26 protein-coding genes, 3 tRNA genes and 1 pseudogene are annotated in these 24,305 nt (G+C 49.2%); 8 read left to right on the top strand and 22 right to left on the bottom strand.

The genetic code is table 11. From position 1 onward, the window contains the following. Window positions 1-42: 42 nt before the first annotated feature. The 7 genes from tar to flhD form a co-directional block, all read right to left on the bottom strand. Window positions 43-1,704, bottom strand: a complete 1,662-nt coding sequence (tar, locus tag KXD89_RS09120) for a methyl-accepting chemotaxis protein II (RefSeq protein ID WP_001297437.1) — start codon at window positions 1,702-1,704, stop codon at window positions 43-45. 144 nt (window positions 1,705-1,848) lie between these two features. Further along, complete coding sequence (cheW, locus tag KXD89_RS09115) at window positions 1,849-2,352, bottom strand: chemotaxis protein CheW (RefSeq protein ID WP_000147302.1); 504 nt, start codon at window positions 2,350-2,352, stop codon at window positions 1,849-1,851. A 20-nt stretch (window positions 2,353-2,372) separates the two neighbouring features. Beyond that, window positions 2,373-4,337, bottom strand: coding sequence for a chemotaxis protein CheA (gene cheA / locus KXD89_RS09110; RefSeq protein WP_001350517.1), 1,965 nt, complete (start codon window positions 4,335-4,337; stop codon window positions 2,373-2,375). Window positions 4,338-4,341: 4 nt separating this feature from the next. Continuing rightward, entirely contained in the window at window positions 4,342-5,268 is a 927-nt protein-coding gene (gene motB, locus KXD89_RS09105) for a flagellar motor protein MotB (RefSeq protein ID WP_000795630.1), read from the bottom strand. Then, complete coding sequence (motA, locus tag KXD89_RS09100) at window positions 5,265-6,152, bottom strand: flagellar motor stator protein MotA (RefSeq protein WP_000906340.1); 888 nt, start codon at window positions 6,150-6,152, stop codon at window positions 5,265-5,267. Before motA ends, motB begins: the two co-directional genes overlap by 4 nt. Before the next feature lie 126 nt (window positions 6,153-6,278). Beyond that, window positions 6,279-6,857, bottom strand: coding sequence for a flagellar transcriptional regulator FlhC (gene flhC, locus KXD89_RS09095; protein ID WP_001291603.1), 579 nt, complete (start codon window positions 6,855-6,857; stop codon window positions 6,279-6,281). A 2-nt stretch (window positions 6,858-6,859) separates the two neighbouring features. Beyond that, window positions 6,860-7,210 carry a flagellar transcriptional regulator FlhD gene (flhD, locus tag KXD89_RS09090; protein ID WP_001295647.1) on the bottom strand — a complete coding sequence of 117 codons (351 nt, stop codon included), beginning with the start codon at window positions 7,208-7,210 and terminating at the stop codon, window positions 6,860-6,862. Between the two features lie 779 nt (window positions 7,211-7,989). Between flhD and uspC the strand changes: the two genes are divergently transcribed. Next, window positions 7,990-8,418 carry a universal stress protein UspC gene (gene uspC, locus KXD89_RS09085; protein ID WP_000122416.1) on the top strand — a complete coding sequence of 143 codons (429 nt, stop codon included), beginning with the start codon at window positions 7,990-7,992 and terminating at the stop codon, window positions 8,416-8,418. A gap of 6 nt (window positions 8,419-8,424) precedes the next feature. On the opposite strand, the gene otsA is transcribed toward uspC, so the two are convergent. The 5 genes from otsA to araF form a co-directional block, all read right to left on the bottom strand. Beyond that, window positions 8,425-9,849, bottom strand: coding sequence for an alpha,alpha-trehalose-phosphate synthase (otsA, locus tag KXD89_RS09080; RefSeq protein WP_001295646.1), 1,425 nt, complete (start codon window positions 9,847-9,849; stop codon window positions 8,425-8,427). Next, window positions 9,824-10,624, bottom strand: a complete 801-nt coding sequence (otsB, locus tag KXD89_RS09075) for a trehalose-phosphatase (protein ID WP_001295645.1) — start codon at window positions 10,622-10,624, stop codon at window positions 9,824-9,826. Before otsB ends, otsA begins: the two co-directional genes overlap by 26 nt. 166 nt (window positions 10,625-10,790) lie before the next feature. Continuing rightward, on the bottom strand, window positions 10,791-11,777 hold the full coding sequence (gene araH, locus KXD89_RS09070) for an arabinose ABC transporter permease AraH (RefSeq protein WP_000100205.1): 987 nt from the start codon (window positions 11,775-11,777) through the stop codon (window positions 10,791-10,793). A gap of 14 nt (window positions 11,778-11,791) precedes the next feature. Next, entirely contained in the window at window positions 11,792-13,306 is a 1,515-nt protein-coding gene (gene araG / locus KXD89_RS09065; RefSeq protein ID WP_001187819.1) for an arabinose ABC transporter ATP-binding protein AraG, read from the bottom strand. A 69-nt stretch (window positions 13,307-13,375) separates the two neighbouring features. Then, complete coding sequence (gene araF, locus KXD89_RS09060) at window positions 13,376-14,365, bottom strand: arabinose ABC transporter substrate-binding protein AraF (protein ID WP_000548675.1); 990 nt, start codon at window positions 14,363-14,365, stop codon at window positions 13,376-13,378. Between the two features lie 796 nt (window positions 14,366-15,161). Between araF and KXD89_RS09055 the strand changes: the two genes are divergently transcribed. Next, window positions 15,162-15,665, top strand: coding sequence for a non-heme ferritin-like protein (locus KXD89_RS09055; RefSeq protein WP_000179469.1), 504 nt, complete (start codon window positions 15,162-15,164; stop codon window positions 15,663-15,665). A gap of 78 nt (window positions 15,666-15,743) precedes the next feature. Here the strand turns inward: KXD89_RS09055 and yecJ are convergent, their stop codons facing one another. Continuing rightward, window positions 15,744-15,995 carry a DUF2766 family protein YecJ gene (gene yecJ / locus KXD89_RS09050; RefSeq protein ID WP_000082127.1) on the bottom strand — a complete coding sequence of 84 codons (252 nt, stop codon included), beginning with the start codon at window positions 15,993-15,995 and terminating at the stop codon, window positions 15,744-15,746. 114 nt (window positions 15,996-16,109) lie between these two features. Further along, window positions 16,110-16,196 carry a stress response protein AzuC gene (gene azuC, locus KXD89_RS09045; protein ID WP_010723106.1) on the bottom strand — a complete coding sequence of 29 codons (87 nt, stop codon included), beginning with the start codon at window positions 16,194-16,196 and terminating at the stop codon, window positions 16,110-16,112. Between the two features lie 262 nt (window positions 16,197-16,458). On the opposite strand from azuC, the gene KXD89_RS09040 reads away from it, so the two are divergent. Beyond that, the gene (locus KXD89_RS09040; RefSeq protein ID WP_001237869.1) at window positions 16,459-16,782 is read left to right on the top strand and encodes a YecR-like lipofamily protein; all 324 of its coding nucleotides are present in this window, start codon (window positions 16,459-16,461) and stop codon (window positions 16,780-16,782) included. A gap of 170 nt (window positions 16,783-16,952) precedes the next feature. Next, window positions 16,953-17,450 (top strand): non-heme ferritin, encoded by a 498-nt coding sequence (gene ftnA, locus KXD89_RS09035; protein ID WP_000917208.1) that lies wholly within the window; start codon window positions 16,953-16,955, stop codon window positions 17,448-17,450. A 37-nt stretch (window positions 17,451-17,487) separates the two neighbouring features. Here the strand turns inward: ftnA and KXD89_RS09030 are convergent, their stop codons facing one another. Continuing rightward, entirely contained in the window at window positions 17,488-17,727 is a 240-nt protein-coding gene (locus tag KXD89_RS09030) for a YecH family metal-binding protein (RefSeq protein WP_000377225.1), read from the bottom strand. 190 nt (window positions 17,728-17,917) lie between these two features. Between KXD89_RS09030 and tyrP the strand changes: the two genes are divergently transcribed. Beyond that, entirely contained in the window at window positions 17,918-19,129 is a 1,212-nt protein-coding gene (tyrP, locus tag KXD89_RS09025; protein ID WP_072647318.1) for a tyrosine transporter TyrP, read from the top strand. 61 nt (window positions 19,130-19,190) lie between these two features. Here the strand turns inward: tyrP and yecA are convergent, their stop codons facing one another. The 7 genes from yecA to uvrY form a co-directional block, all read right to left on the bottom strand. Beyond that, entirely contained in the window at window positions 19,191-19,856 is a 666-nt protein-coding gene (yecA, locus tag KXD89_RS09020) for a UPF0149 family protein YecA (RefSeq protein WP_000847902.1), read from the bottom strand. A 195-nt stretch (window positions 19,857-20,051) separates the two neighbouring features. After that, window positions 20,052-20,138, bottom strand: a tRNA-Leu gene (locus tag KXD89_RS09015). 12 nt (window positions 20,139-20,150) lie between these two features. Further along, window positions 20,151-20,224, bottom strand: a tRNA-Cys gene (locus KXD89_RS09010). Between the two features lie 54 nt (window positions 20,225-20,278). Continuing rightward, a tRNA-Gly gene (locus tag KXD89_RS09005) sits at window positions 20,279-20,354 on the bottom strand. 151 nt (window positions 20,355-20,505) lie between these two features. Further along, window positions 20,506-21,054: a CDP-diacylglycerol--glycerol-3-phosphate 3-phosphatidyltransferase gene (gene pgsA, locus KXD89_RS09000; protein WP_001160187.1), complete on the bottom strand. Its 549-nt coding sequence runs from the start codon at window positions 21,052-21,054 to the stop codon at window positions 20,506-20,508. Window positions 21,055-21,110: 56 nt separating this feature from the next. Then, the gene (gene uvrC, locus KXD89_RS08995) at window positions 21,111-22,943 is read right to left on the bottom strand and encodes an excinuclease ABC subunit UvrC (protein ID WP_001283421.1); all 1,833 of its coding nucleotides are present in this window, start codon (window positions 22,941-22,943) and stop codon (window positions 21,111-21,113) included. Beyond that, window positions 22,940-23,596 carry a UvrY/SirA/GacA family response regulator transcription factor gene (gene uvrY / locus KXD89_RS08990; protein ID WP_000611335.1) on the bottom strand — a complete coding sequence of 219 codons (657 nt, stop codon included), beginning with the start codon at window positions 23,594-23,596 and terminating at the stop codon, window positions 22,940-22,942. The genes uvrC and uvrY overlap by 4 nt, the downstream gene beginning before the upstream one ends. A gap of 141 nt (window positions 23,597-23,737) precedes the next feature. Here uvrY and KXD89_RS22430 point away from each other — a divergent pair. From KXD89_RS22430 to yecF, 3 genes and pseudogenes are all read left to right on the top strand, one after another. Beyond that, a pseudogene (locus tag KXD89_RS22430) lies at window positions 23,738-23,809 on the top strand (transcriptional regulator); the annotation flags it as partial. A gap of 82 nt (window positions 23,810-23,891) precedes the next feature. Further along, entirely contained in the window at window positions 23,892-24,068 is a 177-nt protein-coding gene (gene yecU / locus KXD89_RS08985) for a protein YecU (RefSeq protein ID WP_000590347.1), read from the top strand. Beyond that, entirely contained in the window at window positions 24,055-24,279 is a 225-nt protein-coding gene (yecF, locus tag KXD89_RS08980; protein WP_000106474.1) for a DUF2594 family protein YecF, read from the top strand. The genes yecU and yecF overlap by 14 nt, the downstream gene beginning before the upstream one ends. Window positions 24,280-24,305: the final 26 nt, after the last annotated feature.

The raw sequence follows: 24,305 nt of genomic DNA, 5'->3' as shown, positions 1-24,305 counted from the left end.
CGCTCCCCATCAGGCGGCAATGACCGCGTTAGTAAATACTCGTCAAAATGTTTCCCAGTTTGGATCTTGTTCAGCAATTCGCAGTCGTGGCTGAGCCGGTGGTTGCTCACTGGCAGGACGGGATGGTGTTTGCGGTTTATTGGTGAGTGGGCTGGCTGCCAGACGGAACGCGGAAACTGCTTGCGTTAAACGACTCGCCTGTTCTTCCAGCGCAGCGGCGGCGGCAGCTGATTCCTGCACCAGCGATGCGTTCTGTTGCGTGACGCGATCCATTTCCGAAACCGCCAATGCGACTTGATCGATGCCACGGCTCTGTTCATCCGATGCCGATGCAATCTCGCCCATAATGTCAGTCACGCGAGTGACAGCATTGACGATATTGTTCATTGTTTCCCCGGCGCTTTCGACCAGCACCGAACCGGTATCAACGCGTGAGACGGAGTCTTCAATGAGGGCTTTGATCTCTTTTGCCGCCTGGGCGCTGCGACTGGCAAGATTACGCACTTCACCCGCCACCACGGCAAAACCACGGCCCTGTTCACCCGCACGCGCGGCTTCAACCGCGGCATTCAGCGCGAGGATATTAGTCTGGAAGGCAATACCGTCGATAACGCTGATAATGTCGGCAATTTTCTTCGAACTATCGGCGATCTCATGCATCGTTTTCACTACGCCATCCACCACTTTGCCGCCGTGCTGGGCGGTGTCGGAGGCACTTTGCGCCAGTTGCGAGGCCTGGCGGGCGTTATCGGCGTTTTGCTTCACTGTCGCGGTGAGCTGCTCCATGCTGGCGGCAGTTTCTTCCAGCGCGGATGCCTGCTGTTCAGTACGGGAGGAAAGATCGGTGTTGCCCGCCGCAATTTCACGGGTACCGGCATAGATGGCATCTGAACCTTCGCGGACATGAGTGACGGTGTCAGTCAAAGAGCGTTGCATATGTGAAACGCTCTGCGCCAGGTCGCCCATTTCACTGCGCCCGTCAATGGTCAGGGTATTCGCCAGGTTACCACCGGCGATTTCGCGAATGTGAGCAATAATTTTTGCCAGCGGAGTAAGCAACATACGGCGAATGCCGTACCACGCCACCAGCAGAATCAATACCACCACCAGCGCGATAACCGCCAGTTGCCACTGGGCAAATCGGTAATCATCTGCGTTGTCAGTGACGATATCGCGATACAGTTTTTCACTGCTGAGGGCGTACTGAGCAAACGCTTCGCCCATTGCATTTTGCATTCCCTGGGTTGGCTGAGCGAAATAAGCTCCAGTATTGCCATAATCTAGATAATCAATCAGTTCAGTTAACGCTGTGTAATAGTTTTTATATTTTTCATCAATATTACGACTGGTAGCGACCATTTCAGGTAACGGTGCCATGCTTTTGAATTTTTTATAATGCGTCGCTGCCTGCGCCAATGTTTTCCTGGCGCTATCGAGCAATTCAACTTTGGCGTTACTTTGTTGATTGGAGGAATCCATCATCATCCGTACCGCTGAACGACTCAGGTTAATGCGCGTTTGCAGCATTAAATCCCAGGTTGACGTCAGCTCGCCCTGCTGTTCCCGTAATTGATTGGAAACCACAAAGCTCTTCTGGCTATGGTGAAGGGAAGAAAAAAACAGACTGCCGGAAATAAGCTGTAACAGTGCGAATACCCCCAGCACCATTACCAACAGCGTGACTACGCGGATACGGTTAATCATAAGGCACCTTCCTGAAAACAAGTTGATCTCGTTATCGGCAAGGAGGGGGGAAACTTTATTGCTGATGCCACCCGCCGCGAAATTGAAATAAAAAACCCGATGCGCAGATCATCGGGTTCATTTCAATTGAGGAAATCGGGAGAATTACGCCACTTCTGACGCCGCGCTATCTAACAGCGCCATCTCTTCGCTGTTCAGCAGTTTTTCGATGTTCACCAGAATCAACATCCGGTCGCCCAGTGCGCCCAGTCCAGTGAGATATTCTGTTGAAAGCGTCACGGCAAATTCCGGTGCCGGACGAATTTGCTCCGCCGTCAATGAAAGCACGTCTGAGACGCCGTCAACCACGATGCCGACCACCCGCTGTCCGAGATTCAGGACGATAACTACCGTGTTGTCGTTATAGTCCACATCCACCTGGCTGAACTTAATTCGTAAGTCAACAATCGGCACAATAACGCCGCGCAGATTCGTGACGCCTTTGATAAACGCTGGCGTGTTCGCAATCCGTGTTACCTGATCGTAGCCACGGATCTCCTGCACTTTCAGGATATCAATACCGTACTCTTCATCACCAAGGGTAAATACCAGAAATTCCTGGCCTGACGGCTCGCTGGCCAGCTTTGTTACATTCGTCATACCGGTCATATTGTTACCTTTTTACTCATTCAGGCGGCGGTGTTCGCCATACGTTGTTCGCGGTTTATCGCCTGCAAGGCGGAGACATCAACAATCAGTGCCACGCTGCCGTCGCCAAGAATGGTCGCAGCAGAAATGCCGGGGACTTTGCGATAGTTACTTTCAAGGTTTTTAACCACAACCTGGTGTTGACCAATTAATTGATCCACCAGCAAGGCGTAGCGGCGACCGCCACTTTGTAAGATCACCACAATTCCCTGGGTGGCTTCGGTTTTCGCGCCCGCGACGTTGAACACTTTCCACAGTTCGACGATGGGCAGATATTCACCCCGCACTTCCAGCACCCGCTCGCCGCCGGCCAGTGGATGGAGATCGGCTTCACGGGGTTGCAGTGATTCCATAACAGCATTCAGCGGCAGAATGAAAACTTCATCCGCAACGCGTACGGACATGCCGTCGAGGATGGCCAGCGTCAGCGGCAGTAAAATGCGGATCGTAGTGCCAGTACCCTGCTTCGACTGGATTTCGACATGACCGCCCATCTTCTGGATATTACGTTTAACGACGTCCATGCCGACGCCGCGCCCGGAGACGTCGGTGACCTGCTCTGCCGTGGAGAAGCCAGGTGCAAATATCAGCATCGCGACTTCGTCGTCGCTCATGTTTTCGCTGACAGTCAAACCTTGCGAGGCCGCTTTTGCCAGAATTCGCTCACGGTTTAGCCCCGCCCCATCGTCGGTCACTTCAATGCAAATGTTGCCGCCCTGATGTTCGGCAGACAGAATTAAATTTCCGACGCTGTTTTTACCTGCGGCGAGCCGTTTTTCTGGCAGTTCAATACCGTGATCGAGGCTATTGCGTACCAGGTGGGTCAGCGGGTCGATAATGCGTTCTATCAGGCTTTTGTCGAGTTCAGTAGAACTGCCCACCAGCGTCAGTTCTACCTGCTTGCCGAGTTTTCCCGCCAGATCACGCACCAGCCGGGGATAGCGACTAAAAACATATTCCATCGGCATCATGCGAATCGACATCACTGATTCCTGCAAATCACGGGCGTTACGTTGTAACTGCCCCATGCTGGTTATCAAATCACCATGATTAACCGGGTCCAGTTCGCTGGAACGCTGGGCAAGCATGGACTGGGTGATAACCAGCTCGCCGACGAGGTTAATTAATTGATCAACCTTTTCTACCGCTACACGGATGCTGGTGGATTCATTGCTGCGCGTCGTTTTTTCCCGCTCCACGCGGCCGGTTGGCGCTTGTTCGGCTGCCAGTTTAAGCACTGGTGGGGTGGATATTTTTGGCGAGACTTCTACTGTTTCAAAGGTAATCTGATCGGCTTCAATCACAAAACAGAGTACCGCTGTGATGTCATCTTCGGCGATGTCGCCCGGTAATATTGCCGAGAGCGAATCCGCCCCTTTCACCACGTCAGTTAACGTTGTCAGATGTCCCAGTTCTTCTTCCAGCAGGTCGACTTCCCCGGCCTTCAGGCGCGAAAGGATAATTCGTCGCGGCGACTGACTGCGACTCTGCTCATCTTGCGGTTCACTTTTGGCAACCACACTTAATCGGGTCACTGCGGATGGCGTTTCGCCTTTCGCTTCTAATGCCAGTTGACGCAAGGCCTGGCAGATATAATCGAAGCTGGCGGCATCCGGCTCTTGCGACTGTTTATAAGCGTCGAGCTGTTCTTGCATGATGTCCTTCGTTTCCAAAAACAGATTGATAATGTCGGTGTTGAGTTGCATCTCACCTCGTCTGGCTTCATCGAGCAGGTTTTCCATCAGATGCGTGGTTTCCTGCAAAACGCTGAAGCCAAAAGTTCCTGCCCCTCCTTTGATCGAGTGGGCAGCCCGAAAGATGGCATTCAATTGTTCGGCATCTGGCGCTTCCGGCTGCAAAACCAGCAAATGCTGCTCCATGTCAGCCAACAGTTCGTCCGCTTCATCAAAAAATGTCTGATAAAAATCGCTTATATCCATGCTCACGCTGTCACCTCGGTTCGGCTGATGGCATTGTGGGAACACTGACCTGTGGTGCAACCTCAGGTTTTTCCAGGGCGCTTACTGGCTCATTCTGGCTTTCGGCGTTTTCATGCAAAATGGCCTGTTCGGCTTGTTTGTTCAGTACCAGCAGGCTGATGCGACGGTTGACGGCATCATCAGGTCCGCGATCGCTTAAGCGCATCGTTGCCGCCATGCCGACGACACGTAACACTTTGCCGCTATCCAACCCTCCGACCATCAGTTCGCGGCGGGATGCATTGGCCCGATCGGCAGAAAGCTCCCAGTTGCTATATCCTTTCTCACCGCTGGCGTAGGGGAAATCATCGGTATGACCTGAAAGGCTAATACGGTTGGGAATACCGTTCAGTACAGGCGCAATGGCGCGCAGAATGTCGCGCATATAGGGTTCGACATCGGCACTGCCGGTTCTAAACATCGGGCGATTCTGGCTATCGATGATCTGAATACGTAGACCTTCCTGGACCAGATCGATTTTGAGATGGGGACGTAACGCCCGCAGTTTCGGATCGGACTCTATCAACTGGTCGAGATCACCCCGCAATTTCCGCAATCGACTTTGCTCCATGCGTTTTTTCAGCTCTTCGATGTTCGGCTGCTTATTCACTTCCCCCTGGCTTTGGGTGTAATCATCACCACCGCCGGGAATTGGGCTTTCACTATTAGAAATGCGATCGCCGCCCGTAACCGCAGTCGCCAGTGGAGTCCGGAAGTACTCCGCAATCTGAATCAGCTCTTTTGGGCTGGAGATGGAGATCAGCCACATCACCAGAAAAAAGGCCATCATCGCAGTCATAAAGTCGGCATAAGCAATCTTCCACGATCCATGTGCTGCCCCGTGGCTTTTGGCTTTGCGTCGTTTGACGACAATAATCGGATGCGCTTGATTCTTCATGCTTCCTCGGTTGTCGTCTGTTGTTGCGGATTTTTCACCGCACGCACATGCTCTTCCAGTTCAATAAACGACGGACGTTCGCTGGAATAGAGCGTTTTGCGACCAAACTCAACGGCGATAGGCGGTGCGTAACCGTTCAGATTAGAAAGCAGAGTGACTTTGACGCACTGCATCATTTTGCTGGTTTCGGCGCTTTTCTGACGTAAAACAGTCGCTAATGGGGAAATAAATCCGTAAGCCAATAAAATGCCGAGGAAAGTCCCCACCATCGCATGTGCGATAAGCGCACCCAGCTCGGCGGCAGGACGATCGGCTGAACCTAACGCGTGAACGACCCCCATTACAGCCGCAACAATACCAAACGCCGGAAGTGAGTCCCCGACCAGCGCCAGACTGTTCGCCGGGACTTCTGCCTCGCTTTCGTGCGTCTCAATCTCTTCATCCATCAGAGCTTCGATTTCGAAGGTGTTCATGTGACCGCTGATAATCAGGCGCAGATAATCGACGATAAAATCAAGCATGACGCTATCCGCGAGGATGCGTGGGTAGCTGGCGAAGATCTCGCTCTCACGGGGATTTTCAATATCACGTTCCAGCGAAAACATCCCCATCTGCCGCGATTTCGCCATCAACCGATAAAGCAGAGCCAGCAGATCCATATACATTGCTTTGGTGTATTTGGAGCGACGAAACAGCAACGGCAGCGCCTTCAGCGTGCCTTTAATCGCTTTGCCATTATTGCCGACGATAAACGACCCAATCCCTGCACCGGCAATAATCACCAGTTCAGCGGGTTGATAGAGTGCTCCAAGGCTTCCACCGGTCATCAAATAACCGCCGAAAACTGTACCGAGAACAACCAGGTAACCTAATAAGATAAGCACGACATCATCCTTCCACTGTTGACCATGACAGGATGTTCAGTCGTCAGGCGTTAACGCGCGATTGGGGCAAAAAAAAGCAGCGGTACGTCGTTACCGCTGCTGGAATGTTGCGCCTCACCGTATCAGTTAAACAGCCTGTACTCTCTGTTCATCCAGCAGTTGTGGGATAATATCGGCAGGATTCTGGGAAAGTTTACGTCTTTTTACTGCCCGGGATGGCGGTTGACATAAGCTGCAGGCAAAGCTGCCAACAGGCTGGTGAGCGTGGGTAATAAAATTGCCGCCGCAGCAGTTGCAGCTGGAAAGTTGCAGTAATCCACTTTCAACAAACCGCACCAATGTCCAGGCACGGGTTAATGCCAGCAGTGGTCCTTCTTCTGCTTGTGGGCACTGTTCAAGGTATAAACGGTAGGCTTTGATCACCGCATCGACGCCATTACACAAACCGGTTTTCAGTAAAAACTGCCATGCATTACAGAACATCGAAGCATGAACGTTTTGTTCCCAGGTCATAAACCAGTCGGTTGAGAATGGCAGCATGCCTTTCGGCGGTGGGCTTCCGCGCAGTTCTTTATAAAGTTTTATCAGGCGTCCGCGACTTAACTGTGTTTCGCTTTCCAGCATCTGCAAACGAGCGCCCAGGGTGATCAATTCCATTGCCAGCTGAATATCCCGCGCTTCCTGAACAATGCTTTTTTCACTCATGATCAGGCCCTTTTCTTGCGCAGCGCTTCTTCAGGCTGATTAACATCATTCAGCAAGCGTGTTGAGAGCATGATGCCGGTATGAATTTGCTGGAGATCGTCAACGCGGGAATCTTGCGTCAACTGAGTAATCGTCTGGTGGCTGTCAAAACGGAAGTGACAAACCAGTTGATTGGTTTCTGCCAGCTTAACCATTTGCGGAAGAGTCAGTGCCGCTAACGTTGTCGCCATTTCTTCATTTATGCCGAGACGAAACATAGCGGACGCTTTGTCCTGAACAATCAAACGCTGTGCAAGTAGTAAATATGACAAGTTGATGTCATAAATGTGTTTCAGCAACTCGGAGGTATGCATTATTCCCACCCAGAATAACCAACTTTATTTTTATGCGGTTTCACCGCACCCCGTGATGTCGCCGGGAAGCCCCGGTAAAAAATAATTAGCATTAGAATAGTTGCGATAAGCTGCAATAAGCAGAACCACCTTTTTGGTTTAATATGTCCTTACAAATAGAAATGGGTCTTTACACTTATCTAAGATTTTTCCTAAATCGACGCAACTGTACTCGTCACTACACGCACATACAACGGAGGGGGGCTGCGATTTTCAATAATGCGTGATGCAGATCACACAAAACACTCAATTACTTAACATAAATGTATAAGTCATACTTTTGTTTTGGGTGTATTTCAATCTGTTAAAAAGTTTTTCGCTACGCTAGCAAGCAAAAATGAAACAGGAATAATCGAAATGGGATGTTGCGCACAGTCAAAATAACTCACCGTAAATAATCATCTGCTATAAATAATCACTTTCATGCAATACCAGATAAGCTATTTTTAAACAGACACTTACCGCACAACAAACTAATTAAATACAAAGAAAGGCAACAATCAACTTAATGTTAATGAAATGTTTTACATATATTAACCACTTGTTTAATGCGGAGAATCAGTACACTATTTTCTTATAATTACATTTGAAATTATATGATCACCGGGAGTGATTGATTAATTATCTTTACTAATAATCAGACTAATATTTACCTGTTTGACCGAGTTGGGATTGCGTCGTTTCTCCATTAGGAGTAAAGCTTTAATGTCACCTGAAGTTCACAGAATAAGGAACAGGTTATGAGCTATAGCAATATTCTTGTCGCTGTTGCGGTTACACCGGAAAGTCAGCAACTGCTGGCAAAAGCGGTATCTATCGCCAGGCCAGTAAAGGGACACATCAGTTTAATTACTCTCGCTTCCGACCCGGAAATGTACAATCAATTAGCTGCGCCGATGCTTGAAGATTTACGCAGCGTGATGCATGAAGAAACGCAAAGCTTTCTTGATAAGTTAATTCAGGATGCGGGGTATCCCGTTGACAAGACGTTTATTGCCTACGGTGAGTTAAGCGAACATATTCTGGAAGTATGTCACAAGCATCATTTCGATTTGGTGATTTGCGGTAATCACAATCACAGTTTCTTTTCGCGAGCATCCTGCTCGGCGAAAAGAGTTATTGCCTCAAGTGAGGTCGATGTGCTGTTAGTTCCACTTACGGGAGATTAACCGCTCCTACGCAAGCTTTGGAAAGGTAGCAACTTTATCGCGCTGCTGGCTTTCCGCGCTTCGCGGAACTATCTGCTTTAGGTCGCTAATGAAGCACTCCTGCCAGTGGTTAATATCGTTTTTCACGATAACGTCCAGCATTTCTGCATGACGGGAAATACGTTCCGCCAGCGACATAGTCAATGCACGATCCAGCGCAGCTGCAACTTCGTCACGATCGTAGGGGTTAACAATTAACGCCGACGTTAACTCGTTTGCCGCTCCCGCAAATTGCGAAAGAACAAGAACGCCCGGATTGGCTGGGTCCTGAGCAGCAACATACTCTTTTGCTACCAGGTTCATCCCGTCACGCAGTGGCGTCACTAAGCCCACGTCAGAGTAGCGGAATATTTTCATCAGTAATTTACGGTCAAAATGCTGATTCAAATAATAAAGCGGCGTCCAGCCTAATTGCCCGTATTTACCATTAATTCGTCCAGCTTCATTTTCGAGCTGATGACGAATATCCTGATAGGCTTGCACATCACCACGCGACGTTGGTGCAATCTGGGTATAACGAATTTTACCATGATGCTGCGGATATTTTTCCAGCAACGCTTCATAGGCGAGAAAACGCTCTGGCAAACCTTTGGAATAATCCAGCCGTTCGACAGAAAAGATATTTTGTACGTTTTTCAGTTCCGCTTTAAGTTGCGCCAGTTTTGGCGGCAGTGGCCCGGCAGCCTGTTTGGCTATTTCTTTCGGTTCAATGCCGATCGGGTAGACTTCTGTTCGAAATGCTTTGCCCCAGGCTGTATGGCTTTTTGCGCTACGTGTCGTGACGCGGGTCAGGTTAGAAAGACAATCCAGGAACGCCAGACGATCGTTTTCTGTCTGGAAACCCAGCAAATCATAATCACAAAGCTGTTCAAGCAAGGTGTCATATGTCGGCAGCGCGTTGAAGATTTCCGGTGTCGGGAAAGGAATATGCAGAAAGAAACCAATGCGATTATTCACTCCCCGTTTGCGTAATTCATGCGCAAATGGCAACAGGTGATAATCGTGGATCCAGATAATGTCATCGTCTTGCAACAGCGGCAGTAATTTATCTGCCAGCAACGCATTTACGCGTAGATAGCCGTCCCAGGCAGGACGCTGAAATTGCACCAGATCGAGCCGATAATGAAAAGCGGGCCAGAGAACGGCATTGGAGAATTGGTTGTAGTATTCGTCAAGGTCCTGTTCGCTGAGGTTAAAAGAGGCCCACGTAATGTTACCTTTTTTCACCTTTTTTAGCGGCTGATCCTCATTCCCTGTTTCACCACTCCAGCCAAACCACAGTCCGCCTGCGGCTTTCAGTGCCCCCAGTATGCCAACGGCAAGGCCACCGGCACTGGCGGCGTGCTCGTCTGGTGGTGCAATCCGGTTAGATACTACGACTAAACGACTCATAGTCATCACTCCTGTTATTTTCTCTTTTTTGTTGTAATGCGGTGGTTATCATTTCAAGCCAGCTCCAGACATCCGGCACACCCGCCAGTCGCCATGATGCCTGAGTTGCACCTGTGCCAATTTTTACTGACATTCCGCCCAGTCGGTTAACGACTGCGAAGCCAGATTCATCGGTTAAATCATCGCCCAGAAATACGGGCGTTCGCCCGATAAAGGGAGCTTCCTGCATAAAAGCTGCAATTGCCTCACCTTTACTGGTACCTCTCGGTTTGATCTCGACAACACACTTTCCCTGCTGTAACGCCATTTGTGGCCAGATCTGAGTAATACGTTGCGCTAATGTCATTAATGCGTCTTCATGCTGCGGAGCCTGACGATAATGCAGCGCAAAAGCCATCCCTTTCGCCTCCAGCTCCGCGCCGGGATACTGAGCGATGACTGTATGCAGTTGCACGCTAATATCACGCGCAATCGCATCCGGCAGATGAACGATATGTGTTTTACCATTGATGTCACGGCGCTCCGCCCCATGCACGCCCGCTAACGGGAAGCGATAAGGTTTTGCCAGTGCGTCAAGCTCCACCATTGAGCGCCCTGATATCAATGCCAATGCACCATCACTTGCGGTTGCCAGTAGCTGTAGTCCTTGCAGAATATTGTCAGGCACGACGACCTGATCGGGATGCGGTTTGATTTCCGCCAGCGTTCCATCAAGATCAAAAAACCAGGCATATTTCGCGGATAGTTCAGGGGTTTCGGTTAACGGTTCTGTCACCCGGTTCTCCTCCTTCTCTTTTCTTATTGTGTTGCGCAGAACGCGCTTTACAGACATGTAAGTATAGACAGTGTGACGGGGGTCGCCATTTGCAACGAAGAACAGCCAACCGTTATGGCGGTTGGCTATGGTGGGAAAAAACGCTAAATTGTTGCAGAAAAAAGCATCAGACAGTGCGTTTCGCTTTTTGCTTGTAACGGTCGAAGATCACCGCTGCCAGCAGGATTAAGCCGCGAACCACGTACTGCGCGAAAGGAGAAATATTAAGCAGGTTCATGGCGTTTTCCACGGTGCCTAAAATTAAGATACCCGCCACCACATATGAGATTTTTCCGATGCCACCTTTCAGAGAAACGCCACCTAAAACGCAGGCGGAGATAACAATCAGCTCATAACCAATCGACGTCATTGGCTGCCCACTGGTCATACGTGAAGCCAGAATAATTCCGGCTATCGCTGATACCAGGCCTGAGAGAACAAAGATAATAATTTTGGTGCGAACAACCGGTACACCCGCCAGACGCGCGGCCTCTTCGTTCCCGCCAATCGCCAGGGTGTTACGACCAAAGGTGGTTTTATTCAGCAGCAAACCAAAGATAATCAGACACGCGACGGTGAGCCAGATTGGCGCAGGCAGACCGAACCAGTTGGCGTAACCAAGGGCAAAGAAGCTTTCATCTTCGATACCGACCGCTTTACCGTCTGAAATGATGTACGCCAGACCTCGAACAATCTGCATCGTTGCCAATGTCGTGATCAGAGCATTTATTTTCAGTTTGGCGATAACAAAGCCATTGACCAGGCCACAGAGAACGCCCAGCAACAACCCCGCTGCCACGCCAATCCACAGGCTTTCAGTCAGGTTAATAACCACCGCCGTGGTGACACCCGCACAGGCAATTACGGAGGCGACAGAAAGGTCAAAGTCACCGGAAGCGAGGCAGAACAACATGCCACAAGCCACCATCCCCGACATGGAAATTGCCAGGCCCAACCCTTTCATATTAATGAAGGTGGCAAAATTTGGGACAAAAATGGCACAGGCGATAAAGAGCACCGCAAACACCACCAGCATGCCGTACTGATCCCAGATACGCCCGAAGCTGAATGACGACTTAGGTGCGCCAGACCCCGATGTAGAAACAGAAGACATCATACTCTCCTTACTCAGGCAACAGCCTGGCTGACTTTAGGCATCGCAAGGCTCAGTGCCTGACGCTCATCTGCCTGCTCGTGTAACAATTCACCGGCGATTTCACCTTCCCGCATCACCACAATCCGGTCGGCAACGCCGAGGACTTCAGGTAAGTCGCTGGAGGCAAACAGCACCGCCACGCCCTGCGCCGCCAGCGCATAAATTACGTTATATATTTCGTGCTTAGCGCCAACATCAATGCCGCGCGTAGGTTCATCCAGCAAAATGACCTTCATCTCTTCCGATAACCAGCGGCCCAGAATGGCTTTTTGCTGATTTCCGCCTGAGAGATTCATGATCAGTTGCTCCGCGCCCGGCGTTTTGATGTTGAGCGAACGAATGTGGTGATCGGCATTGTTTTCTTCCCAACCGTTGTTGATTACACAACCGCCGAGCACATGTTTACGTCTGGCACTGATGTTGATATTGTCGCGAACGGAGTGCACGGGAATAATGCCTTCCGCTTTGCGATCTTCCGGGCAGAGCATCATGCCTGCGGCAATGGCGTGGCTCGGTTTACGAATATCGATCGGCTGTTGGTCGATATAAACCTGACCGGCGGTGATTTGCGTCCCGCCAAACATGCCTTTCATTAATTCGCTACGCCCCGCCCCTACCAGACCAAACAGCCCAACAATTTCACCACTGCGAACCGCCAGACTTATTGGCGTACGCACGCCTGGTGCTTTCACAGCATCAAGACGTAGGCGCTCCTCGCCATAACTACGCGGTTGCCAGCCGTAGATATCGCCAATGTCGCGCCCGACCATCGCCTGCACCAGCGCGTCGTGGTCAACCTGCTGCATATCGGTAAAGGTTTTGACATAACGTCCATCTTTAAAGACAGTAATGGCATCGCTGAGGGCAAATATTTCTTCCATACGGTGAGAAACGTATAAGATTACCCGCCCCTCTTTTCGCAGTTCACGAATAACGCGGAAAAGATTGTCGATTTCACGGGCAGAGAGGGAGCTGGTTGGCTCATCAAAGGCGATAATTTTGGCGTTACGCGCCAGCGCTTTGGCGATTTCAACCATCTGCCACTGACCAATGGAGAGATATTTCAGCGGCGTGTCCGGGTCAATATCCATACCAAGATGTTTAAGTTGTAAACCCGCCTCATAATTCAGCAATGAGCGATTCACAATGCCGCCTTTATGCGGCAGCTGGCCGAGATAGATGTTTTCCGCGACGGTCATTTCCGGCACGAGATGCAGTTCCTGGTAAATAATCGCCACGCCCGCGTTAAGTGCTGCGGTCGTGTCGGAAAAGGACATTTCCTGCCCATTAATCACTACAGAACCCGTGGTTGGCGCATAGTTGCCGCTGAGGATTTTTAAGAGAGTTGATTTTCCTGCGCCATTTTCACCCATCAACGCATGAACCTGACCGGCATAGCAGTCAAAACTAATATCCGTCAGCGCCTTAACGCCGGGAAACGTTTTACCGATGCCGCGAAATGAGAGATACGGGGTAGACTGTTGCATAACGTCTCCGTGAATCACTGGTCGTTCACACCCCCTCTGCATCATGCAGAGGGGAATTTTTCCGGCAAATTACTTACCGCCTAAACCTTTTTTCTCCAGTTCTTCTTTAAAGTTGTCACGCGTGATCAGTACCACGTCGGTAACTTCGGTAAATTTTGGCGGTTCAACGTCTTTTGCTACCCAGTTGTAAAGCATTTCGCTGGATTTATAGCCATGTACGTCCGGGCTTGGCAGCAGGGAACCGTAGAAGCCGGTTGCCTGTGCTTTAGACAGTTCGCTCACCGCATCCACACCGTTAATGCCAATGCCGATGATATCGGCCGCTTTAAAGCCCTGACCTTCCGTCGCGCGTACGCCGCCCAGCACGGTGCTGTCGTTCATACCGACGATCAGCCAATGTTTAACTTCCGGATGTTGAACCAGCATTGAGTTGGCAGCGTCAAATGCCCCCGGGATGTCGTTAGATTTGGTAGGTACCTGATAAATTTGTTTTTCCGGGAATCCGGCCGCTTTCAGCGCATCCATAGATCCCGTAGTACGGCGGCGGGCGGTATCCAGTTCGTTGGCGGTAATCGCCATCACCGCGCTTTCTTTGACATCCCAGCCACGTTTCTGCATCTCTTTATACAGTTCCTGGCCCTGACGTTCGCCAATTTTAGTCGCCGCCATCATCACCAGCGGAACGGTATCCATTGGCTTACCTTTGGCGTTAACAAACTGGTCATCCACGGCAATGACTTTCATATCGTAGCCACGCGCTTTCGCGACGATGGCAGAGCCGAGTTTGGGGTCCGGAGTACAAATAACGAAACCTTTTGCGCCACTGGCAGCCAGGCTGTCGATCGCGTTCAATGTTTTTTCGCCATCCGGCACGGCAATCTTAATAACCTCAAACCCTAAATCCTTCCCGGCTTTATCGGCAAACTTCCATTCGGTCTGGAACCACGGCTCTTCCGGTTGCTTCACCAGAAAACCGAGCTTCAGGTTCTCCGCCATAGCGGATTGTGACATAACGGCTGCCAGACCAATGGCTGCCAGGGCTTTAGTAAATTTGTGCATGGTTCTCTCCAGCTTTAGTGTCGTTTTGTGTAGGGCAAAAACGAATGACATTCGTTAAATTAATCGGAAAACAAAGCATTACCTTTTAACTAAAAGATAAGTGACTGTGTTGACATAGTTTTAGCGAGAAATTAATTCTCCATAGGAGAGCAATATCACATCGCAGAATTACAGTGAGAACGTGCATAAATTTAGCGGGAAAAGACATAAGGGAAAGCCAATTTGTCAGACAAATTGTCGAATGCACAGCAGATTAATCCATAAGATTAGCCTGGAAATCCTTGTTGTCTTTGGTACCCATGCGGGATGTCTTCTTTTTAACCAGTCAATAGGCCGCATTACCTGGCGTTGAGTTTTTGAAATGGTGTAATAACCGCAACTCAAAGATGTGGAAAATGCACGTCATTCATTTCGTCATTAATTATCACTGTGCTCATTAATTAACAGAACACGTATAATGAGAGCCATCTCGCAAAAATGAAAAAACGTTTTATAAAATCATCACTTCATCATGAATTCAAATTCATTGATTAATATCAACAAGATACAAAAAGCACTATCATTAAAATTCATTGCAGTTACATTGATTTCATCAATGAAATGTAAAAATATATAAACTTGATGATTTAAGCATTTTCTTATACCCGTTCAGACGTTATTCTTATTTCAGATCATCGTCAGAATTGACTCCACGATCACATTTCGGACCGGCAGAAAGGAATTATTCTGCAAACAGTAATTATGGTGTTTTGATTTATCTTGCACCTCTCCACTTCTGGATATAAGGATATTAGGTATGGCAACCGCTGGAATGCTTCTCAAACTCAACTCTCAAATGAACCGCGAGTTTTACGCATCCAATCTCTACCTTCACCTGAGTAACTGGTGTTCTGAACAGAGTCTGAACGGCACCGCCACTTTCCTTCGCGCCCAGGCACAGAGTAATGTGACCCAAATGATGCGCATGTTTAACTTTATGAAGAGTGTCGGCGCTACCCCCATCGTTAAAGCCATTGATGTTCCCGGTGAAAAACTGAACTCTCTGGAAGAACTGTTCCAAAAAACGATGGAAGAATACGAGCAACGTTCTAGTACGTTGGCACAGTTAGCCGATGAAGCGAAAGAACTGAATGATGATTCAACCGTCAATTTCCTGCGCGATCTGGAAAAAGAACAGCAGCATGATGGTCTGTTGCTGCAAACCATTCTTGATGAAGTGCGCAGTGCGAAACTTGCGGGTATGTGCCCTGTGCAGACCGACCAACATGTTCTGAATGTCGTGTCACACCAGCTGCATTGATCATCATCGGCGCTAATGCATTGCGCCGATGAAGGTTTTGAGAAACCGCTGCCTCATCTGTTTGAAGCAGCGGTTTTTTTAATGGGATTCACCCTGTGGGGTAAACTTGAGTTCAATAAGCGCGATGGCTTTTTGGATTGCCCGCATGGTGACCGGGTCTGCGGCGGCGGGATGGTTAGTAAAGTCGATATTCTTCAGCTGACTGGACATTTTTTCACGAACTTCAACGGGCGCGATTACATCGAGAACATCCAGAATTTGTTTGATAACCAACTGGCAAGCAACCACATCAGAAACCAATTCCTGATCGGCATTCAGCGGCTGGGACATCGTAAACTCCTGATAGCATTTTGAAAGCCGTTATAGTAGCGACTTCACATCTTCAGCGATAGTCACATCCACCGTCATCAGGACACAAAAAAACCTGCCGGAGCAGGTTTTTTGTTATCGGAACATATTGCCTGGCGGTACGTCTTTGAACGTCTTGCAATAGTTATTGAACATACTTTTCAGGATTTTGCGCAGTTTCATCGCGGCACTCCGACCATTTGTTATACAGGTGTTATTGTCTTTGCGCTTATAATATGACAACCATCACAAAAATCAATCTTTATGTGATACAAATCACATAAATACCCCTTTAATGTTATAAAAATGATAATCAAAAAACAGCCCCCCTATTTCTGACACCTACAGATGGCAAGAAATAGCGCCTGCCAGGCGTCTTTTCCGGCCATTGTCGCAGCACTGTAACGCGTAAAATAGTGCTTTCTCTTACTCTTCTGGCTGGACCATGAGACTTCTGATTCTGACTCTTTCATTAATAACGCTGGCGGGGTGTACGGTTACTCGCCAAGCCCATGTGAGCGAAGTTGACGCGGCAACAGGTATTGTACGGTTAGTTTATGACCAGGCTTTTTTGCAGCATGCCCATACCGATCGTTATGTCAGTCGCGGGATCGCCGATCGCGCATGCCAGCAGGAAGGCTATACCCACGCGGTCCCCTTTGGTCAGCCAGTAGGCAACTGTAGCCTTTTTGCGGGTTCCTTATGTTTGAATACGGAATTCACTTTGTCATATCAGTGCCATCATTCCGCCTTCCCTGTCTTTCTCTAAATATTTTAATCAGCGAGGGGATCTTCGCTGATTAAAGAAATAGCGGTAATGCGTTTTATTCCCATTCGTATTTTTAATAATTGAAGTTTATATTTTACCTTTTGCAAATAATAAAATAACAAATTATAGTGACGCCACAGCAACAAATATAACCTTTGTGGAGCACTATCATGCTGAAACCAGAAATGATTGAAAAACTTAATGAGCAGATGAACCTGGAACTGTACTCTTCACTGCTTTATCAGCAAATGAGCGCCTGGTGCAGCTATCATACCTTCGAAGGTGCTGCCGCGTTCCTGCGCCGTCACGCCCAGGAAGAGATGACGCATATGCAGCGTCTGTTTGATTACCTGACTGATACCGGCAATTTACCGCGTATTAATACCGTTGAATCTCCGTTTGCTGAATATTCCTCACTTGATGAATTATTCCAGGAAACCTATAAACACGAACAATTAATCACCCAGAAAATTAACGAACTGGCTCATGCTGCAATGACCAATCAGGACTACCCAACATTTAATTTCCTGCAATGGTATGTTTCTGAGCAGCATGAAGAAGAGAAACTGTTCAAATCGATTATTGATAAATTAAGCCTGGCAGGCAAAAGCGGCGAAGGTCTGTATTTTATCGACAAAGAACTCTCTACCCTCGACACACAAAACTAATGCTCTCCGGCGGCAGGTTTACTGCCGCCGTTTCAAATCAGTGACGGCAAATCTTACTCTGATCGGTCGAAAAACCGTCTTTCGAAGGTATAAATTTGCCTTTTGCTGCCAGAAACGCTACCAGCTCTCCCGCTGTCATCCCTTCTGCCGAGCAGGTGTGAAAACGTGCCTGTTCACCAAAACGCGCTTTAATCGCAGCTTCCAGACTGGCATGCGTATATTGCTCGCCTGATTCAATCATCATATTTAACACTTCATGACCGTGAATAGAGTCCATCGTCCCTCCTCAAAAAAAGCCTAGCGTAGCGATTGCCGCTTATGAAGACTTTGCGCCAGCGCAGGACTGAATGCTTTTTATTGTACATTTATATTTACACCATATGTAACGTCGGTTTGACGAAGCAGCCGTTATGCCTTAACCTGCGCCGCAGATATCACTCATAAAGATCGTCAGGACAGAAGAAAGCGTGAAAAACAGAACCCTGGGAAGTGTTTTTATCGTGGCGGGAACCACAATTGGCGCAGGCATGCTGGCAATGCCGCTGGCTGCGGCCGGTGTTGGTTTTAGCGTTATGTTAATCTTGTTGATTGGGCTTTGGGCGTTGATGTGCTACACGGCGCTATTACTGCTGGAGGTGTACCAGCATGTTCCGGCAGATACCGGTCTGGGCACGCTGGCAAAACGCTATCTGGGACGCTACGGTCAATGGCTGACGGGCTTCAGTATGATGTTCTTAATGTATGCTCTGACTGCGGCATACATCAGCGGTGCCGGTGAATTGTTGGCCTCCAGCATCAGCGACTGGACAGGTATTTCTATGTCGGCAACCGCTGGCGTGCTGTTGTTCACTTTTGTTGCCGGTGGCGTGGTTTGTGTCGGAACTTCACTGGTCGATTTATTTAACCGTTTTCTGTTCAGCGCCAAGATTATTTTTCTGGTGGTAATGCTGGTACTACTGCTGCCGCATATTCACAAAGTGAATCTTTTAACCCTGCCGTTGCAACAGGGGCTGGCTCTGTCTGCAATCCCGGTGATTTTTACGTCGTTTGGTTTTCACGGTAGCGTGCCGAGTATTGTCAGCTATATGGATGGCAACATTCGTAAGCTACGCTGGGTGTTTATAATCGGTAGTGCGATCCCCCTGGTGGCATATATTTTCTGGCAGGTGGCGACGCTTGGCAGCATTGATTCAACAACCTTTATGGGATTGCTGGCTAATCATGCTGGATTAAACGGGCTGTTACAGGCGTTACGCGAAATGGTGGCCTCTCCGCATGTTGAGCTGGCAGTGCATTTATTTGCTGATTTAGCCCTCGCCACGTCATTTCTCGGCGTTGCGTTAGGCTTATTTGATTATCTGGCTGATTTATTTCAGCGTTCAAATACCGTTGGTGGACGGTTGCAAACTGGTGCAATTACGTTTCTGCCGCCGTTGGCGTTTGCACTGTTTTATCCACGAGGATTTGTGATGGCGCTGGGTTACGCCGGTGTGGCGCTGGCGGTACTGGCATTGATTATCCCTTCGCTGTTGACCTGGCAAAGCAGAAAGCACAATCCTCAGGCGGGTTACCGGGTCAAAGGTGGTCGTCCGGCGCTGGTGGTGGTGTTTCTCTGTGGTATTGCTGTGATTGGCGTGCAATTTTTGATTGCGGCAGGGTTGTTACCAGAAGTGGGGTGATCAGATAGCCTCAAATTCCTTATTGGGTGCCAGAATTAACGCTGACACCCAATTTGGCCTCTTAATGCAGGCAGCACTGCTTAAATTTCTTACCACTACCGCACGGGCAAGGATCGTTACGCCCCGGTTTCTCTTCTGCTTTGATCGGTTGCTGAACAGCTTTTTCCTGCGGATGCGCCATCCAGTACGCATGTAGATCAAGCGCCGCCAGTCGAATGGCATCTACGCTCTCTTCAAACGCTTCTGGCGACATCTTTTCTACCCGCTCGAAGTTTTCCTCAGTACCGTGCAGCGCAATCGCCTCCAGCGCTGGTTTTAACGAATCGGGCAACGTTGACCAGTCAGAAAGTGCCACGCCCCGCATATAGCCAAAGCACCACTCCTCAACAATCGTCAGCTCGCTGCCATCAACTTCTCGCAAGCCGAATAACGGCTCAAACTGCTCCGGGAATTCGTTCAGACGCTCTGCGGTATCGGCCATATGTTGAAAAGCCAGATTCATAAAGCGCGTCATCTCTTTCTCTGACGCCCAGCGCGGCACATAGTCAGCCCCACCCCACACGGCAACCAGCCACTGTTCCGGTTCAATCTCTTGCGGAGAACTCAACACCGCCGTCAATAAACCGTCCAGCTCCGCCACATCAAGGATGGCGTGGTCAGTGTTGTATTTGGTCAGAATATCGTCCAGCCATTCCAACTCACTTTCGTTTAACGGTCCCGTTTTCATACGCTTTTCCTTGTGGATCTCAACTCGCCAGCACCTATCTTACATGCCGGTCCGTATCAGAGATACTTTTTGAGTGGCTTTGCTGGTGATTAAAAATTAAGGAGGGTGTAACGACAAGTTGCAGGCACAAAAAAACCACCCGAAGGTGGTTTCACGACACTGCTTATTGCTTTGATTTTATTCTTATCTTTCCCATGGTACCCGGAGCGGGACTTGAACCCGCACAGCGCGAACGCCGAGGGATTTTAAATCCCTTGTGTCTACCGATTCCACCATCCGGGCTCGGGAAGAAAGTGGAGGCGCGTTCCGGAGTCGAACCGGACTAGACGGATTTGCAATCCGCTACATAACCGCTTTGTTAACGCGCCAAATTCTTCAGGCCTTTCAGCCAGACATCCGCTTGACGCCGATGTCTTTTAAACTGGAGCGGGAAACGAGACTCGAACTCGCGACCCCGACCTTGGCAAGGTCGTGCTCTACCAACTGAGCTATTCCCGCATTCATCAAGCAATCAGTTAATCACTTGATTTTATTATCGTCTGGCAATCAGTGCCGCCGTTCGATGCGTTGCATTCTACTTACCTGGCGCGATGAGTCAACGATATTTTTCACCACTTTTGATCGTTTGCTGAAAATTACGCCGAAACGATCACTGATCAAGCAAATCTGCACGCGCAGCGCTCAAATATTGCAACATTGACCACAGAGTCAGTACCGCAGCCACAAAGAAAAGTGCAATACCGGCGTACTCAACCCAAATGTTCGGACGCCACAGCAGCCATGCCAACGCCACCATCTGGGCAGTGGTTTTCACTTTCCCAATCCAGGAGACGGCCACGCTACTGCGTTTACCCAACTCCGCCATCCATTCGCGTAGCGCAGAAATAATAATTTCACGGGCGATCATCGTTGCCGCCGGTAATGTCACCCACCAGCTGTGATAATGCTCGGTTACCAGCACCATGGCGATAGCCACGAGAACTTTATCTGCCACAGGGTCAAGGAAAGCACCAAACCGGGTACTCTGGTTCCAGCGGCGTGCCAGAAAACCATCGAACCAGTCAGTCACCGCCGCGACGCAGAAAATGAGCGCGGCGGCAAACGGCGACCAGGTGACAGGCAGATAAAAGACCAATACAAAGAATGGGATAAGGATGACACGGAACAGTGTAAGCAACGTAGGGATATTAAATTGCATAATGACGGGTAACTATCTGTTGTCAGTAAGATTACCCCTATGTTGCTACAGAGACATCAATGTTTCAACGACCAGAAGATCTTTTCTGCCAGACCTTGCGAAATACCCGGCACTTTTGCAATTTCCTCGACGCTGGCGTTACGTAAACCTTGCAAACCGCCCATATATTTCAACAACATTTGCCGACGTTTTGGCCCGACGCCTTCAATGGTTTCCAGGGAACTGGTATTTTTGACCTTCGCCCGTTTTTTACGGTGCCCGCCAATCGCGTGATCATGTGATTCATCGCGAATATGCTGGATAACATGCAGCGCGGGTGAATCTGGCGGCAAACTAAATCCCTCACCTTCCGGCTCAAAGAACAGCGTTTCCAGTCCAGCCTTACGATCTGCTCCTTTGGCAACGCCAAGTAGCAGCGGATGATTTTTATCCCATGAGACATCCAGTTCGGCGAAGACATTTTTCGCCTGCGCAAGCTGGCCTTTGCCGCCGTCGATAAGGATCACATCCGGGATCTTACTGTCGTCAATGGCTTTACCATAACGCCGACGCAGCACCTGATTCATCGCCGCATAATCATCGCCCGGCGTGATGCCTGTAATGTTATAGCGCCGATACTCCGCACGCAGCGGGCCGTTAGCATCAAACACCACACAGGAAGCGACGGTTTGTTCGCCCATGGTATGGCTGATGTCAAAGCACTCCATCCGCTTCACTTCCGGCAATTTCAACACGCTGGCAAGCGCGGTCAGTCGCTGGTGAACGGTAGATTGCTGCGAAAGTTTGCTGGTTAAGGCCGTCGCCGCATTGGTGCGCGCGAGTTTCAGATAACGCGCCCTATCGCCGCGAGGTTTGGTTTGAACATTAATCTTGCGTCCCGCCAGTTCTGAAAGGGAATCGGCGAGCAGCGTTTTATCGCTAAGATTAAAATCGAGCAGGATCTCACCCGGTAAGGTGCGCATCTGGCTGCCTTGTAAATAGAACTGGCCTACGAAGGTTTCTACCACCTCGCTCAGTTCCGTACCGCCAGGCACTTTCGGGAAATAGCTGCGGCTGCCGAGCACTTTGCCCTGACGAATGAACAATACGTGGACACAAGCCATGCCCGCATCGAACGCCACACCAATAACGTCGAGGTCGTCGCCGGTATTGGAAACGAATTGTTTTTCGGTGACGCGTCGCACCGCCTGAATTTGGTCGCGAATACGTGCAGCTTCTTCAAACTCCAGATTCTGGCTGGCAGTTTCCATACGACTAATGAGTTGCGTAAGCACCTGATCATCTTTGCCAGACAAAAACAGGCGCACATACTCGACCTGCTGAGCGTATTCTTCTTCACTCACCAGTCCTTCAACGCACGGTCCCAGACAGCGCCCTATCTGGTATTGCAGACACGGACGCGAGCGATTGCGATAAACACTATTTTCGCACTGGCGAATGGGGAAAATCTTTTGCAGTAGCGCCAGTGTTTCACGTACGGCATAGCCATTCGGGAACGGGCCGAAATATTCACCTTTGGCATGCTTCGCACCACGATGCATCGCCAGACGCGGGTGGGTATCACCACTCAGGAAGATAAAAGGATATGATTTATCATCGCGTAGCAAAACGTTGTAACGCGGCTGATAGAGTTTGATGTAGTTGTGTTCCAGCAACAGCGCTTCGGTTTCTGTGTGAGTAACCGTTACATCAATTTGCTGGATCTGGGCGACCAGCGCTTCGGTTTTGCGCGAAGCGAGGTTGCTACGGAAATAGCTGGAAAGCCGTTTTTTCAGGTCTTTCGCTTTGCCGACATAGATAACCGTACCACCAGCATCGTACATGCGATAAACGCCTGGCTGGCTGGTTACGGTTTTTAAAAACGCTTTTGCGTCAAACTGATCACTCACTGACTTGATAATGTCTCCGCATTACACAGACCATGGCGAATTGCCAGGTGAGTCAGCTCAACATCGCCATGAATGTTTAGTTTACTGAACATACGATAGCGGTAGCTGTTCACCGTTTTCGGACTGAGATTGAGCTGTTCTGAGATCTCATTGACCTTCTGGCCCTTGGTGATCATCAGCATAATCTGCAATTCACGTTCAGACAAACTGGCAAATGGGCTTTCTGTTTTTTCTGGTTCGATCTGGCTTAACGCCATTTGTTGAGCGATGTCAGAAGCAATGTAACGCTGCCCTGAATAGACAGAACGAATCGCACTCACGACTTCCTGCGGAGCCGCGCCTTTGCTGAGGTAGCCCGCAGCACCGGCCTGCATGACTTTCGCTGGTAAAGGGTTTTCTGTATGGACGGTAAGCATGATGATTTTGACATCAGCTGTGGAACGCGCGATTTTACGCGTCGCCTCAAGACCGCCAATGCCCGGCATACTCATGTCCATTAGCACCACGTCAACGGCATTTGTCCGGCACCACTTAACGGCGTCTTCACCGCACGATGCCTCACCGACGACTTTTATACCCTTTATATCTTCCAGAATGCGTCGTATCCCTGCGCGCACCAGTTCGTGGTCATCAACAAGTAGAACGTTGATCAAAGGAATATCTCCAGAAATAGGGATAACGCTACTGATAGTTAGTCATTCGTATATTAGCGGTTTTTATTGCAACTTTGAAACGTTAAAAATGGTGGGTATTCGATTTTTCTCTCGTTTTTGTCAATTCGATTGTCCACAGTTATGGTCACGCCCGTCACCAACGGCTTACCGGATCGTTTCACAGTAAGCCCTACGATGAAATGTGACAAAAATTGACTTTATTCAGCAAAAATGAAAATCAGCCCGCTGAATATGTAACATTAATTAACCCGAACAATACGGGCAAAAAACATTCATGATAAAAATATTTATTGGTCATTATATTAACGTATTTTATAGCACTGCCGATATCACGCTCAAAAAACAACCACTGCTATTTTTAGCAAAGCTTATGGTATACTCCGCCGCCTTAACATTTTTCACCGCAAATTTTCATTGCAACATGACGAGGAAAATAAATGAGTACGCCTGATTTTTCTACTGCCGAGAATAATCAAGAACTGGCAAATGAAGTCTCCTGCCTGAAAGCGATGCTGACGCTGATGCTGCAGGCGATGGGACAAGCTGACGCGGGCCGCGTGATGTTAAAGATGGAAAAACAGCTTGCGCTGATCGAAGACGAAACCCAGGCTGCAGTATTTTCCAAAACGGTTAAGCAAATTAAACAAGCCTACCGTCAGTAATATAAAACCGGCTGATAGCGTGCCTT

The sequence above is a fragment of the Escherichia sp. TC-EC600-tetX4 genome (genome assembly GCF_019356055.1).
Taxonomy (GTDB): domain Bacteria; phylum Pseudomonadota; class Gammaproteobacteria; order Enterobacterales; family Enterobacteriaceae.
The sequence above is the reverse complement of the archived record's forward strand: the minus strand, read 5'-3'. Positions and strand labels throughout refer to the sequence as shown.